This is a genomic window from Rodentibacter haemolyticus, from assembly GCF_015356115.1.
In the GTDB taxonomy this organism is placed as follows: domain Bacteria; phylum Pseudomonadota; class Gammaproteobacteria; order Enterobacterales; family Pasteurellaceae; genus Rodentibacter; species Rodentibacter haemolyticus.
On record NZ_CP063056.1, the window covers coordinates 941,063 to 954,929 of the forward strand.

Genomic DNA, 13,867 nt, shown 5'->3' on the forward strand with positions numbered 1-13,867 from the left:
TCCAAAGACAAAAAGAGCGGTAAAAACGACCGCACTTTTGAGCTGAAATTTAACTGTAAATCACTTGATTCACAATATTTTCCAAATATTCCTGCTGCCCTGAAACCGGTTTCGGATCAAGTTTTTTCGTTTCAACAACACGAGCAAGATCTTCCAGTGAGACTTTACTTGCAAGGATCTGTTGACCTAAATCCCCGTCCCAACCGGCATAACGTTGATCCACAACTCTCTGTAAGGTTTGGTCTTCAATCATTTTTGCCGCCCGCTTCAGTGAAAGCGCAAGCACATCAATCGCACCAATATGACCATGGAATAAATCATACGGATCGGTACTTTGACGGCGGATTTTCGCATCAAAATTAAAACCGCCGGTAGTAAAGCCGCCCGCTTTTAAGATTTCATACATCACGAGCGTATTTTCTTCCACACTGTTCGGGAATTGGTCGGTATCCCAACCTAATTGCGGATCGCCACGGTTGGCATCAATAGAACCGAAGATATCTAATGCCACTGCAGTCGCAATTTCGTGTTGAAATGTATGACCGGCAAGCGTTGCGTGGTTTGCTTCAATATTTACTTTGATCTCTGTTTCTAAACCGAATTGTTTTAAGAAACCATAAACGGTTGCCACGTCATAGTCATATTGGTGTTTGGTCGGTTCTTGCGGTTTCGGTTCGATTAACAATGTACCTTTAAAGCCGATTTTATGTTTATGTTCCACCACCATTTGCATAAAACGACCGATTTGCTCACGTTCACGCTTTAAATCGGTGTTTAACAAGGTTTCATAACCTTCACGACCGCCCCATAGCACATAATTCTCACCACCTAAACGTTTGGTTGCATTCATCACATTAAATACTTGTGATGCCGCCCACGCAAAGACTTCCGGATTCGGATTGGTGGAAGCTCCGGACATATAACGCGGATGAGTAAAGCAGTTCGCCGTTCCCCATAACAGTTTAACGCCGGTTTCCGCTTGTTTTTTCTCAAGAATATCAACCATTGTACGGAAGTTATGTACATATTCTTGATATGAATGACCTTCCGGTGCAATATCTACATCATGGAAACAATAATAAGGAATGCCTAATTTTCGGAAAAATTCAAAGGCGATTTCCGCTTTTTGCTTTGCACCCTCTAATAAATCACCTGTTTTTTGCCAACTGCGATTTAACGAACCCGCACCGAACATATCATTCCCGTTCCAACAAAAAGTATGCCAATAACACACCGCCAAACGTAAATGCTCCGCCATCGTTTTGCCTAAAATCATTTCATTCGGGTTGTAATGTTTAAAAGCAAAAGGATTGTTTGAATCGACTCCTTCATATTTCACTTTTTCAATTTTATCGAAATAGTTAGACATAATTAATTCTCCTATGGCTGAATAGATTTTTAAGTTGGAAACATAATGATAAAAATTGAAAACAGCTTCAATTACGTTATTTGTTTTTTCTATTTTGATAATTAGTTATTGTGGCAACGATCACAAAAGTGAAAAAACATAATGGCAGTGAAAGATTTTATAATTGAAAGCAGTGGTTAAAGCGGGAAAACTAACCATCAGAGCTATCGCTCTATATTCTATTTACTTAACCATTGAGGTATCAGTATGAAAATCAAATCAGCTTTACTCACACTTGCCGCAGTATTAACGGTATTTAGCGGTTCTGCTTATTCTAAAGATCTCAAAATCGGGTTATCTATTGATGATTTACGCTTGGAAAGATGGCAAAAAGATCGTGATATTTTTGTCAAAAAAGCCGAATCTATGGGAGCGAAAGTATTTGTGCAATCCGCTAATGGTGATGATTCCGCACAAATTTCTCAAATTGAAAATATGATCAATAAAAGTATTGATGTTTTAGTGATTATTCCGCATAACGGCGAAGTACTAAGCAATGTAATTTCCGAAGCAAAAAAAGAAGGCATTAAAGTATTGGCTTATGACCGCTTAATTAATAATGCCGATTTAGATTTTTATGTCTCATTTGATAATGAAAAAGTCGGGGAGTTACAGGCAAAAAGTATTGTTGCAGTAAAACCCGAAGGTAATTATTTCTTAATGGGCGGTTCACCGGTGGATAACAATGCCAAACTGTTTAGAAAAGGGCAAATGAAAGTTTTAGACCCTTTAATTAAAACCGGCAAAATTAAAGTGATCGGTGATCAATGGGTCGATTCTTGGCTGGCTGAAAAAGCACTACAAATTATGGAAAATGCATTAACCGCCAATAAAAATAATATTGATGCCGTCGTCGCTTCAAATGATGCAACAGCAGGTGGTGCAATTCAAGCATTAAGCGCACAAGGGCTAAACGGCAAAGTCGCGATTTCCGGACAAGATGCCGATTTAGCTGCGATCAAACGAATTATTGCCGGTTCGCAAACAATGACGGTTTATAAACCGATTACCAAATTAGCGGATAAAGCGGCACAAATTGCCGTAGAATTAGCAAAAAATGAAAAAGTTAAATCAAATGCCGAACTAAACAATGGTCTCAAAAATATCCCAGCTTATTTACTCGATCCTATTGCAATTGATAAAACAAATATTGATGAAACCGTGATTGAGGATGGTTTCCATACCAAAGCAAGTGTTTATCAATAAGTTCAAAGGGGAAGTTTATTCCCCTATTTTATAGAGAGTATAAATATGGCATTGTTAGAAATGAAAAACATCACAAAAAAATTTGGTGATGTGACCGCACTTCATAATATTTCTATTGAGCTTGAAGCAGGTGAAATTTTGTCGCTATGTGGTGAAAACGGCTCAGGAAAATCAACACTAATGAAAGTGCTTTGTGGTATTTATTCTTATGGCGATTACAGTGGAAATATTTATTTTTCAGACAGTGAAATAAAAGCGAAAAATATTAAAGATACTGAGGAAAAAGGCATTTCAATCATTCATCAAGAACTCACTCTCGTCAAAAATATGTCAGTGCTGGAAAATATCTTTTTGGGAAATGAAATGACCCATAAAGGCTTAACCGCCGACAATGAAATGTATTTGCGCTGCCAAACATTATTACAACAGGTTCAATTAAATATTGATCCAAATACACGTGTGGGGGAACTGGGATTAGGGCAACAACAATTAGTTGAAATCGCAAAAGCCTTAAATAAACAGGTGCGTTTACTTATTCTTGATGAACCCACCGCTTCACTGACAGAAAAAGAAACCGAAATATTATTGAATCTCGTTAAAGATTTAAAAGCACATAATATCGCCTGTATCTATATCTCCCACAAATTAAACGAGGTAAAGGAAATTTCCGACAAAATTTGTGTGATTCGTGATGGTGAACATATCGGCACGCAAGACGCAAATACAATGAGTGAAGATGACATCATTACCATGATGGTAGGAAGGGAGATCACCTCACTTTATCCACATGAACCACACGAGATTCAAAACGAAATCTTACGTGTAGAAAATCTTTCTGCTTGGCATCCGATCAATACACATATTAAACGGGTAAATGAGATCAGTTTCAGTCTTCATAAAGGTGAAATCCTTGGTATTGCAGGGTTGGTGGGTTCCGGTAGAACGGAGATGGTGCAATGTTTATTCGGTTCTTATCAAGGCAAATATGAAGGCAAGATTTTTATCAATCAAAAACAGGTTCACATAAAAAATTGCCAACAAGCCATCGCTCATAAAATTGTTATGGTGCCGGAAGATCGTAAAAAGCACGGTATTGTTTCGATTATGGGGGTAGGCAAAAACATTACGCTTTCTTCCTTAAAAGAATATTGTTTCGGCAAAATGATCATCAATGAAGCGAAAGAAGAACAAGCCATTGAATCCGCAATTAAACAACTAAAAGTAAAAACCGCTTCCCCTGATTTACCAATAGGGCGATTAAGCGGCGGCAATCAACAGAAAGCGATTTTGGCAAAATGTTTACTGCTTAACCCTAAAATACTGATTCTTGATGAACCTACTCGTGGTATTGACGTCGGCGCAAAATATGAAATTTATAAATTAATCAATCAATTAGCTCAAGAAGGCATCGGCATTATTGTCATTTCATCAGAATTGCCGGAAGTGCTTGGCATCAGTGATCGGGTTCTCGTTATGCACCAAGGCAAACTCAAAGCCAGTCTCATTAATAATAATCTCACTCAGGAACAAGTGATGGAAACCGCACTTAAGGAGTAATTTATGTTTAAGTTTAAATCCGTGAATCTACAAGTTTACATTATGCTCATAGCCATTGCGGTAATTATGGTATTTTTTACGATTGCAACCGACGGGGCTTATTTAAGTGCGCGCAATATTTCCAACTTATTACGCCAAACCTCTATCACCGGTATTCTTGCGATTGGCATGGTGTTTGTCATCATTTCTGCCGAAATTGATTTATCGGTGGGCTCATTAATGGGATTACTTGGTGGATTTGCAGCCATTGCCGATGTTTGGTGGGGATTTCCATTACCGCTTACTATCATCGCAACTATTGCTTTAGGTTTACTGTTCGGTATTTGGAATGGCTGGTGGGTTGCTTATCGTAAAGTGCCGTCATTTATTGTTACACTTGCCGGCTATCTCGCATTCCGAGGCATATTAATCGGATTAACAAACGGCACTACCGTCTCTCCGATTAGCAATTCAATGACAATCATCGGACAAGGTTATCTTTCCGATATAACGGGGTTTATATTAGGAGGAATTGCCGTAATTGGTTTTGTGCTTTGGAGTAACTATCAACGTAAAAATCGCCAACAACTTCAACTGGAAGTTCCCGCACTATCTAAAGATTTCTCAAAATACGCCTTATTTGTACTCCTCGTACTGGGTTCCATTTATTTATTAAATGATTACCGCGGTATTCCATTTCCGGTATTAATACTCGCCATTCTTGCAATATTCGGTTTATTCCTTTCGAATAAAACATCCTTTGGTCGCCACATTTATGCCATTGGTGGCAATATTGAGGCGGCAAAATTATCCGGAATCAATGTAGAAAAAACGAAACTCATTATCTTCGCAATGAACGGCGTATTAGTCGCAATAGCCGGCTTAATCTTGAGTGCACGTTTGGGTGCCGGTTCACCTTCCGCAGGGCAAAATGCCGAACTTGATGCAATAGCGGCCTGCGTGATCGGCGGAGCTAGTCTGGCAGGTGGTGTGGGAAGTGTATTCGGCGTTGTTATAGGCGCACTTATTATCGCCTCATTAGACAACGGAATGAGCATGCTTGATGTCCCCACTTTCTGGCAATACATTGTAAAAGGTGCAATCTTATTGCTTGCCGTATGGGTTGATACCAGTAGTAAGAAAAGAATGTAATTTCCGATAAAAAGTCACCATTATAGTGAATTAAATTTAAAAATGTTTACTGTATTACTACGCCTCGCCGTGTTATTTGCACAGTCTTCGGCTTGCGGCTTTGTATCCATCCTTATTTAATTCACTATAAAAAATGGCGATTTTTTACCCGCACTTTTATAAAAACACCTTTTCCGCTATATTTCTTATACTCAAACTAAAGGAATTAACGATGGCGGAAGCATACTACAAAATCGCACTCTTATTTAATGCCAATAAAGTCTATGATCGACAAGTCGTGGAAGGTATTGGGCAGTACATTCAGGCATCGCAATGCACATGGGATATTTTTGTAGAAGATGAATTTATTTACCATACCGATACCATAAATCATCTATCCATTGATGGCATTATTGCCGATTTTGATGATCCTACAACCGCAGAGCTACTGAAACAAACCTCAATTCCTACCATCGCTGTCGGGAGTTCTTACAAACAAGAGGATTTTTACCCGCGCTTCCCTTATGTTGCAACAGATAATACCGCATTGATTGAATTAGCATTCTCACACCTCCAACAAAAAGGGCTTTCTCATTTCGCCTTTTATGGTATGCAAGTAGATGGTGAGAAACATTGGTCAAAAGAACGAAAAAATGCCTTTATCGCTTTAATGGAAAAATATCATCATCCACTTTATCTCTACGAAGGTAAGCAAGTTTGCGCTCAAAATTGGCTGTCAGAACAGGAAAAATTAATCAATTGGTTAAAAACCTTACCCTCTCACACAGGCATTGTTGCCGTCACCGATGCCAGAGCCCGCCATCTATTACAAGCTTGTGAATACAGTAAAATTGCGGTTCCTGAAGAACTCTGCGTAGTGGGTATTGATAATGAAGAATTGATTCAGTACCTCTCACGCGTTTCTTTATCTTCCGTCGAACAAGGCACAAGAGAGATCGGTTATCAAGCGGCAAAATTATTACATCGTTTATTGAATGGTCAAAATGTCTCCCACACACCGATTTTAGTTTCACCGGTTACCGTCCATGCCCGCAACTCCACAGACTATCGTTCACTCAATGATCCGCTCGTTATGCAAGCGATGCATTATATTCGTCATAACGCTTGCAAAGGAATTAAAACCGAACAAGTTCTCGATCATTTAAGAATTTCACGTTCCAATTTAGAACAACGTTTCAAAAATGAATTGAATAAAACCATTCACCAAGTGATTCACGAAGAGAAAATTTTTCGGGCAAAGCAATTATTACAACAAACAGACATCTCAATTCAGGAAATTTCCGAAATCTGCGGCTATCCGTCCATTCAATATTTTTACTCTGTATTTAAGAAAGAATTTGGAATGACGCCACGGGAATTTAGAAAAAAAGCTTAAATAAAGTGCGGTTAAAAATCACGTTGAATTTTAACCGCACTTTTTTGTTGATTATTTCAAATAACATTAACTTGTCATAGTAAACTTTGCCGGTAAAGGCACATTACAGATAACTTGATCAAATTGATTCAACTCACCGACATACGACTGCCGTATTTTTCCAATTTTGCTATCATCAAAAACTAAAATACTACGTTGTGTTTTCGCCATTGCTTTTAGTTTAATTTTCGTTTCATTCAATTTGAAACAAGTGACACCTTGCTTAACATCAACACCAGCCGCAGAAATAAAGGCTTTTGTGGTGCAAATCATATCTATTTCGGTGTTATTTTGAACCGGAGTGAGAAACGAATTTTCTCTTGAATAATCACCTCCGCACAGGATTAAACGGCAGTTTGGTTTATCTTGTAAAACCATAAAAGTGTTGATAGAACAACAGAGTGCGGTGAATTTTATAGAATTTGGGATTTGAGAAGCAATAAAAGGAATGGTTGAACCGCAATCAAAAAAGATCACATCATTATCTTCTACTAATGCAGAAGCAATCCTTCCCACCTGCATTTTTTCTGCAATATTCTTATTTCGCTGCTCTGTAATTAAATATTGATTTGATGTTTGCAGCTGGGGATCTCGTACAATGTATCCCCCCAGTAAAACAATCGAAGATGTTGTAGAGTTTAAGTCCCTCCTAATCGTCATTTCGGAAACATTCAGGATTTCTGCCGCATCTCGCAGATGCAATTTATCCATTTGTTTCAATAGAAACTCTAATTTTTGAATACGGGTATTAATTTTACTATCCACAACATTATCTCCAGGATCAATATTGGCTGTTAGTATCCGTTAATCCTTTAATAATTGCAATCCCCGCACTGGCACCGATACGCGTTGCGCCCGCTTCAATCATGGCTACGGCAGTTTGTGTATCCCGCACACCGCCTGAGGCTTTAACACCAATCTTATCTCCCACGGTTTGACGCATCAATTTCACATCTTCCACCGTTGCTCCGCCCTTACTAAAACCAGTAGATGTTTTCACAAACGCCACATTTAAATCCCGACAAATTTCACAAGCTTTGATGATTTCTGCTTTTGTTAAAAGACAACTTTCTAAAATCACTTTCAGCGGTGTACCGTTACAGGCATTAAGAACCTGTTTAATGTCATCTTGCACCGCATCCCATTTTCCTGATTTAACCCATCCGACATTAAGTACCATATCCACTTCCGTTGCGCCATTAGCAATCGCATTTTCCGTTTCAAACACTTTAACAGCCGTTGTATTAGCACCTAAAGGAAAACCTATCACTGTGCAAATATTAACATTTAAATCCTGCAAGACTTTTTTCGCAAAAGGAATATGACAAGGATTAATACACACCGAATAAAAGTGATTTTCCATAGCCTCATTACATAAAGTGAGAATATCCTGCTCTGTTTTTTCAGGGGTTAGTGCGGTGTGATCGATATATTTAGCGATTTCATTTGCTTTCATTTGAATTTTCTCCTATTGGTTTTTGTCTTTTTTATATTATACATAAAAAAATATTGAAATTTGTGATCAATGTCACTTTTTTAACATTTTATTTATAATATCATAAATAACACAATAATTGTTATTATTTTAACATTCAAGAAATAAGGAGGCGTTATGGAAATTGCAGTTATTGGATCAAATATGGTGGATTTGATCACTTATATTGATGATATGCCTAAAATGGGAGAAACACTCGAAGCACCTAACTTCCAAATGGGCTGTGGCGGTAAAGGTGCGAATCAGGCTATTGCAGCAGCAAAATTAGGTGCGAATGTAATGATGATGACTAAAGTGGGCGATGATGCATTTGCAGATAATACAATCCGTAATTTTCAACAATATGGTGTTAATACGGAGTATGTAGAAAAAGTCCCCGGAGTATCTAGTGGCGTCGCCCCTATTTTTGTAGATAAATCATCACAAAATCGTATTCTGATTATTAAGGGGGCCAACTCTCATCTGAAACCAAGTGATATTGATAATGCAAAAGAGCGGTTAAAAAATTGCAAATTATTTATTTTGCAATTAGAGATTCCATTAGAAACCGTCTATTATGCAATTGATTTTGCTAATAAAAATAACATTCCTGTAATCCTCAATCCGGCACCGGCCAGTAAAGATCTGGATATTGATTATGCATGTAAATGCGATTTCTTTATGCCGAATGAAACCGAGTTAGAAATTTTAACCGGTTTGCCTGTGGAAAACATGGAACAAATTCGCACAGCGGCAAATACCTTGCTTTCCAAAGGACTAAAAAATCTTATCGTCACTTTAGGTGAAAAAGGTTCTGTTTGGTTACGCGGTTCGGAAGTAACTTATATTGATCCTTATAAAGTTAATGCGGTTGATACCAGCGGAGCTGGTGATGCCTTTATCGGTTGCTTTGCCTATTACTACGTAAAATCACAAGATATTGTTGAATCAATGAAAATGGCTTCATTATTTTCTGCTTACAGCGTGACGGGGCAGGGCACTCAATCATCCTATCCGACAAAAGCACAATTTGATGAATTCAAAAAACAATATATGTAAGGAGAAATAGCATGAAAAATATTCAACAAATGCCGGACGGCTATTTAAACAAAACACCGATATTTCAATTTATTCTATTATCTTGTCTATTTCCTTTATGGGGGGCCGCAGCAAGTTTAAATGATATTTTGATTACACAATTTAAAAGCGTCTTCACACTCAGTGATTTTGCCAGCGCATTAGTACAAAGTGCGTTCTATGGCGGGTATTTCCTTATCGCAATTCCGGCTTCATTAGTCATCAAAAAAACCAGTTATAAAATTGCAATTTTAGTTGGTTTGACGTTATATATTATCGGATGTTCAATGTTCTATCCGGCCTCTCATATGGCAACTTATACCATGTTCCTTGCCGCGATTTTCTCTATTGCGATCGGGTTAAGTTTTCTTGAAACCTCGGCAAATACTTACAGTTCAATGATTGGTCATAAAGATTACGCGACATTGCGTTTAAATATCAGTCAAACATTCTATCCAGTGGGGGCTATTGCCGGTATATTGCTTGGTAAATATTTAATTTTCCAAGAGGGTGCGAGTTTACACGAACAAATCGCCACCATGACGCCGGATCAACTACACGCTTTTAAATTGGCGACCTTAGAACATACATTACAGCCTTACAAATATCTGATTTTTGTATTAATAGCCGTAACGCTTCTGTTCTTAATCACACCGTTCCCGAAATGTAAATCGGTTAATGATTCGACCGAACATAAAGATGTGCATTTTGTTGATACACTGAAATATCTCGCTAAAAATACGGCATTCAAAAAAGGAATTGTAGCTCAATTCTTATATGTAGGTATGCAGGTTGCCGTATGGTCATTTACCATCCGTCTAGCATTAAATTTAAGTGAAATGAATGAACGCGATGCCTCTAATTTCATGGTGTACAGCTTTATCGGTTTTTTTATCGGAAAATTTGTTGCTAATTTCTTAATGACAAAATTTAAATCCGATCTTGTATTATTTGTTTATGCTATCTTAGGTGTATTTACGCTGGCTTATACTGCTTTCGTGCATGATTTCTCTGCCGTTTATGCAGCTATTTTCGCCAGTGTATTATTTGGTCCTTGCTGGGCGACGATTTACGCATCAGTATTAGATACCGTTGAACAAGAACACCGTGAAGTTGCAGGTGCGGTTGTGGTTATGTCTATTATCGGGGCTGCAGTTGTACCCGCAATCCACGGTTATGTGTCCGACACAATCGGTTCATTACAGACTGCATTCATTGTACCGCTATTCTGCTTTGCTTATGTAGGATATTATTTCTTTGACAAATACAAAGCACATAAATAAGGAGCTAAAAATGAAAAGCTATATTCATTTAAAAAAAGCATTATTTACTGAAAAAGAATATATTTTATTTGAAAATTCAGAATTCAAAGCGACTGCGTTTAAATACCCGTCAGGTATTGAAGCAATTAAATTAGAAAACAGTAAAGGTTTTGTCACAGTACTGCCATTTTACGGGCAAATCATTTGGGATGCCGAATTCTGCGGTAAAAACCTAAAAATGAAAAATATGTTTAGCGAACCTAAATGGGGAACAACCATCGTTGATACCTATGGTTGCTTTGCTTTCCATTCGGGTTTAATCCGTAACGGTTGCCCAAGCCCTGAAGATGATCACCCATTACACGGTGAAATGCCTTGTGCAATAATGGACAACGTCTGGTTAGTCGTTAGTGAAGGCTTATTAGGCATAGGCGGTTGTGTCGAATATATCAAAGGATTTGGCGATCATTATCTTGCAGAACCGGAATTAACTTTGAAAGCACAAAGTTCATTATTTGAAATTCAAATGAAAGTAACTAATTTAGCTAATGTAGACATGCCATTGCAATATATGTGTCATATGAATTACTGCTATGAACACGGTGCAACCTTCACTCAAAATATTCCTACGCAAGCCATTCATTTGCGGGAAACGATTCCGGCACATGTTAAACCGACCCCTGAATGGCTTGCTTTTAACGAACAAATCAAACAAGGTCAATACACGTTAGATTCATTAAGCAATGATCAAATGTATAATCCTGAAATCGTGTTCTTTATGGATAATTTACAGCAATATCAGGAAAATTTAGAATATAGAATGATTTCGCCGGACGGACATACTTATCTAACAAAATTTTCCTCAAAAGACTTTAATTATGCAACACGTTGGATTTTGTATAATGAAGATCAACAGGTAGGCGCTTTCGTTCTACCTGCTACTTGTCGCCCGGAAGGCTATCTCGCAGCTAAAAATACCGGCAGCTTAATTATGATGAAACCGAAAGAAGTAAAAACCTTCAAAGTAGTTACCGGCGTTGAGTCATAATCTCTATGACTAGAGGTGATCTGCACCCCAAAATTTGGACAGATAATTTAACTTAAATATTGAGTCCTGTAATCCACAGGGCTCAAATTTTTTAAACCTAATTTAATCCGTTTCTCATTGTAATAACGAATATAACGGTGAAGCGCCTGCTCCAACTCATCAATATGACTAAATTGTTTAGGGTAAAAAGCTTCTGATTTCAATAAACTAAAGAAACTTTCCATTACCGCATTATCATAGCAATTACCCCGACGACTCATACTCTGAATCGCATAAGGCGTGCCATCTTCTCTAAGAAGCAATTCCCGCCAACGTTTCAGCCCATAAAGCGTGCCTTTCACTATGGATTATCGGTAAATCTTCCCGGCTTAATTGTGCCAAGGTTTTCTTGAGCATACCGCTCACCAAGGCAAAGGAAGGTCGTCTCCCTATTTGATAGGCGATAATTTCTCTATTCGCCAAATCCATCATCGGTGATAAATACAACTTTTCTTTCCCCACCCGAAACTCGGTGACATCCGTCACGAATTTCTGCTTCAGTTTCTTCGCACTAAAATTGCCGGCCAGAAGATTCGGGGCAACGTAGCTTGTTTTCCCGCCTTTCCTACAACGTTTCACTTTGACACAAGAGCGAATATTCAGGGCTTGCATATGTGAAAGCACGGTTTTACCGCTTAGAAAAAGCCCTTCCTTACGTAACTTCACCCGTAACATCCGATAGCCGTCCCTCCCTTCATTATCTTGATGAAGCTGTAAAATTCGCTGTCGAATCCGGGTATTATCCTGCGCAGTCGTTTTATAGTAATAAGTTGAACGGGATAAGGACAGAATTTGCAATAACAGGGGCAAGCGATGCCTATGTCTTAAGGCATTCACTATGACCCTTTTTTCCTTTTGACTTTCTGCTCCCGCAAGGCTTTTAACTTTTTTAGCACATCATTTTCCGCTTCAAGGTATTCTATTCGTTTTAAAAGCGCATTTCTATCCGTCAGGTCTTTGACCGTCTCCGAACCATCATATTTTTTCATTTTTTGTGAATATCCCTTATTAGGTTGGCGAATAAGCCCGTTCATACCTTGTTTTTGGAAACGTTGCAACCAATTTACGATAGAGGCATGGCTTGAGATATGGTAGCGTTCTGCCGCTTCTCGGATACCTAATTGGTCGTTTCCTATCATTTTAACGATGTTTAATTTAAAGTCTGTTGAATAATGTTTGCCCATAAAAGAATCTGCTCCTTAATTTGTTGGTTTGAATGTCCAACTTTTGGGGAGCAGATCACTTTGATACCTAAAGTGCGGTCATTTTTTATGATGTTTTCGTTTTATGCGAGTCTTGCTTTTTTGTTCAAAAAGTGTAAAATTCCGAGGCTTTTTGTCTATATATACAGAGAAAAAAGTAAGCTATATTTTAAATGACTTTCGAATTTTAAAATATTCTTTTAGTAATCAAATAGTTAGAGGAAGGTTATGGTAACCATTCGTTTATCTCGTGGCGGAGCTAAAAAACGCCCATTTTATCAAATCGTAGTCGCAGACAGCCGTTCACCACGTGATGGTCGTTTCATTGAGCGTATCGGTTTCTTCAATCCGATCGCACAGGGTAAAGCAGAACGTGTACGTATTGATTTAGACCGTGTAAATCACTGGGTCGGTCAAGGTGCATCATTATCTGATCGTGTTGCGAGTTTGGTAAAAGAAGTTCAAAAAGCTGCTTAATTCCTGCTTTTTGAACAGAGATGATAGGTGAAGAATATGGAACAGCAACGTATTGAAGTTGTGGGCAAATTAGGCTCAACTTACGGTATCCGTGGGTGGTTACGTATTTATTCATCAACCGAATATGCTGAAAGCATTTTTGACTATCAACCTTGGTTTTTAAAAATCAAGGGGCAATGGCAACTGACGGAAATTGAAAATTGGCGTCATCATAATCACGAGCTTATCGTGAAGCTAAAAGGCATCGATGATCGTGAGGCTGCACAGGTTTTGGCAAACGTTGAAATCGGTGTGGATTTATCCGTATTTCCAGAGTTAGAAGAAGGCGATTATTACTGGCACGATTTAATAGGTTGTTCGGTAGTAAATCTTCAAGGCTATACGATGGGGACGGTAACGGAAATGATGGAAACCGGTTCAAATGACGTACTGGTGGTTAAGTCCAATGCCAAAGATGCTTTCGGAAAACAAGAACGGTTAATCCCGTTTTTGTACGAACAAGTAGTTAAAAGAGTCGATCTCGCCACTAAAACGATTGAAGTGGATTGGGACGCTGGTTTCTAATCTCAAGT

The 13,867-nt window shown here is 38.3% G+C and carries 15 protein-coding genes; 9 read left to right on the forward strand and 6 right to left on the reverse strand.

The annotated features are described in order from the left end of the window. Window positions 1-49: 49 nt before the first annotated feature. Entirely contained in the window at window positions 50-1,369 is a 1,320-nt protein-coding gene (xylA, locus tag IHV77_RS04530; protein ID WP_194812923.1) for a xylose isomerase, read from the reverse strand. Between the two features lie 246 nt (window positions 1,370-1,615). Here xylA and xylF point away from each other — a divergent pair, with 246 nt between their 5' ends. From xylF to IHV77_RS04550, 4 genes are all read left to right on the forward strand, one after another. Continuing rightward, window positions 1,616-2,614 carry a D-xylose ABC transporter substrate-binding protein gene (xylF, locus tag IHV77_RS04535; RefSeq protein ID WP_194812924.1) on the forward strand — a complete coding sequence of 333 codons (999 nt, stop codon included), beginning with the start codon at window positions 1,616-1,618 and terminating at the stop codon, window positions 2,612-2,614. A gap of 45 nt (window positions 2,615-2,659) precedes the next feature. Continuing rightward, window positions 2,660-4,171, forward strand: coding sequence for a D-xylose ABC transporter ATP-binding protein (xylG, locus tag IHV77_RS04540; protein WP_194812925.1), 1,512 nt, complete (start codon window positions 2,660-2,662; stop codon window positions 4,169-4,171). Window positions 4,172-4,174: 3 nt separating this feature from the next. Continuing rightward, a complete protein-coding gene (locus IHV77_RS04545) occupies window positions 4,175-5,302 on the forward strand; it encodes a sugar ABC transporter permease (RefSeq protein WP_194812926.1) in 1,128 nt (375 codons plus the stop codon). 211 nt (window positions 5,303-5,513) lie between these two features. Then, complete coding sequence (locus IHV77_RS04550) at window positions 5,514-6,677, forward strand: XylR family transcriptional regulator (RefSeq protein WP_194812927.1); 1,164 nt, start codon at window positions 5,514-5,516, stop codon at window positions 6,675-6,677. Between the two features lie 66 nt (window positions 6,678-6,743). On the opposite strand, the gene deoR is transcribed toward IHV77_RS04550, so the two are convergent. Together deoR and deoC are read right to left on the reverse strand one after the other, a co-directional pair. Further along, window positions 6,744-7,481, reverse strand: a complete 738-nt coding sequence (gene deoR, locus IHV77_RS04555) for a DNA-binding transcriptional repressor DeoR (protein ID WP_194812928.1) — start codon at window positions 7,479-7,481, stop codon at window positions 6,744-6,746. A 16-nt stretch (window positions 7,482-7,497) separates the two neighbouring features. Then, window positions 7,498-8,172 carry a deoxyribose-phosphate aldolase gene (gene deoC / locus IHV77_RS04560; RefSeq protein WP_194812929.1) on the reverse strand — a complete coding sequence of 225 codons (675 nt, stop codon included), beginning with the start codon at window positions 8,170-8,172 and terminating at the stop codon, window positions 7,498-7,500. Between the two features lie 156 nt (window positions 8,173-8,328). Here deoC and rbsK point away from each other — a divergent pair, with 156 nt between their 5' ends. Genes rbsK through IHV77_RS04575 form a run of 3 tightly spaced genes read left to right on the forward strand, consistent with a single transcriptional unit; the run spans window position 8,329 to window position 11,577 of the window. Continuing rightward, on the forward strand, window positions 8,329-9,249 hold the full coding sequence (gene rbsK, locus IHV77_RS04565; protein WP_194812930.1) for a ribokinase: 921 nt from the start codon (window positions 8,329-8,331) through the stop codon (window positions 9,247-9,249). Window positions 9,250-9,260: 11 nt separating this feature from the next. Beyond that, window positions 9,261-10,550, forward strand: coding sequence for an L-fucose:H+ symporter permease (gene fucP, locus IHV77_RS04570; protein WP_194812931.1), 1,290 nt, complete (start codon window positions 9,261-9,263; stop codon window positions 10,548-10,550). A 10-nt stretch (window positions 10,551-10,560) separates the two neighbouring features. Further along, window positions 10,561-11,577 carry an aldose 1-epimerase family protein gene (locus IHV77_RS04575; protein WP_194812932.1) on the forward strand — a complete coding sequence of 339 codons (1,017 nt, stop codon included), beginning with the start codon at window positions 10,561-10,563 and terminating at the stop codon, window positions 11,575-11,577. Between the two features lie 47 nt (window positions 11,578-11,624). Here IHV77_RS04575 and IHV77_RS04580 read toward each other — a convergent pair whose 3' ends face one another. Genes IHV77_RS04580 through IHV77_RS04590 form a run of 3 tightly spaced genes read right to left on the reverse strand, consistent with a single transcriptional unit; the run spans window position 11,625 to window position 12,800 of the window. Continuing rightward, window positions 11,625-11,879: an IS3 family transposase gene (locus IHV77_RS04580; protein WP_194811622.1), complete on the reverse strand. Its 255-nt coding sequence runs from the start codon at window positions 11,877-11,879 to the stop codon at window positions 11,625-11,627. Beyond that, on the reverse strand, window positions 11,869-12,453 hold the full coding sequence (locus IHV77_RS04585) for a DDE-type integrase/transposase/recombinase (RefSeq protein WP_194812933.1): 585 nt from the start codon (window positions 12,451-12,453) through the stop codon (window positions 11,869-11,871). Before IHV77_RS04585 ends, IHV77_RS04580 begins: the two co-directional genes overlap by 11 nt. Further along, the gene (locus tag IHV77_RS04590; protein WP_194812934.1) at window positions 12,453-12,800 is read right to left on the reverse strand and encodes a helix-turn-helix domain-containing protein; all 348 of its coding nucleotides are present in this window, start codon (window positions 12,798-12,800) and stop codon (window positions 12,453-12,455) included. Before IHV77_RS04590 ends, IHV77_RS04585 begins: the two co-directional genes overlap by 1 nt. A gap of 246 nt (window positions 12,801-13,046) precedes the next feature. Between IHV77_RS04590 and rpsP the strand changes: the two genes are divergently transcribed. Both rpsP and rimM read left to right on the forward strand, forming a co-directional pair. Beyond that, a complete protein-coding gene (gene rpsP / locus IHV77_RS04595) occupies window positions 13,047-13,295 on the forward strand; it encodes a 30S ribosomal protein S16 (RefSeq protein ID WP_194812935.1) in 249 nt (82 codons plus the stop codon). A gap of 36 nt (window positions 13,296-13,331) precedes the next feature. After that, complete coding sequence (rimM, locus tag IHV77_RS04600; RefSeq protein WP_194812936.1) at window positions 13,332-13,859, forward strand: ribosome maturation factor RimM; 528 nt, start codon at window positions 13,332-13,334, stop codon at window positions 13,857-13,859. Window positions 13,860-13,867: the final 8 nt, after the last annotated feature.

Excerpts from the sequence above, each read along its gene's own strand:
- xylA (WP_194812923.1), bottom strand. The coding sequence starts at position 1,369 with ATGTCTAACTATTTCGATAAAATTGAAAAAGTGAAATATGAAGGAGTC.
- xylF (WP_194812924.1), top strand. The coding sequence starts at position 1,616 with ATGAAAATCAAATCAGCTTTACTCACACTTGCCGCAGTATTAACGGTA.
- xylG (WP_194812925.1), top strand. The coding sequence starts at position 2,660 with ATGGCATTGTTAGAAATGAAAAACATCACAAAAAAATTTGGTGATGTG.
- IHV77_RS04545 (WP_194812926.1), top strand. The coding sequence starts at position 4,175 with ATGTTTAAGTTTAAATCCGTGAATCTACAAGTTTACATTATGCTCATA.
- IHV77_RS04550 (WP_194812927.1), top strand. The coding sequence starts at position 5,514 with ATGGCGGAAGCATACTACAAAATCGCACTCTTATTTAATGCCAATAAA.
- deoC (WP_194812929.1), bottom strand. The coding sequence starts at position 8,172 with ATGAAAGCAAATGAAATCGCTAAATATATCGATCACACCGCACTAACC.
- rbsK (WP_194812930.1), top strand. The coding sequence starts at position 8,329 with ATGGAAATTGCAGTTATTGGATCAAATATGGTGGATTTGATCACTTAT.
- fucP (WP_194812931.1), top strand. The coding sequence starts at position 9,261 with ATGAAAAATATTCAACAAATGCCGGACGGCTATTTAAACAAAACACCG.
- IHV77_RS04575 (WP_194812932.1), top strand. The coding sequence starts at position 10,561 with ATGAAAAGCTATATTCATTTAAAAAAAGCATTATTTACTGAAAAAGAA.
- IHV77_RS04590 (WP_194812934.1), bottom strand. The coding sequence starts at position 12,800 with ATGGGCAAACATTATTCAACAGACTTTAAATTAAACATCGTTAAAATG.
- rpsP (WP_194812935.1), top strand. The coding sequence starts at position 13,047 with ATGGTAACCATTCGTTTATCTCGTGGCGGAGCTAAAAAACGCCCATTT.
- rimM (WP_194812936.1), top strand. The coding sequence starts at position 13,332 with ATGGAACAGCAACGTATTGAAGTTGTGGGCAAATTAGGCTCAACTTAC.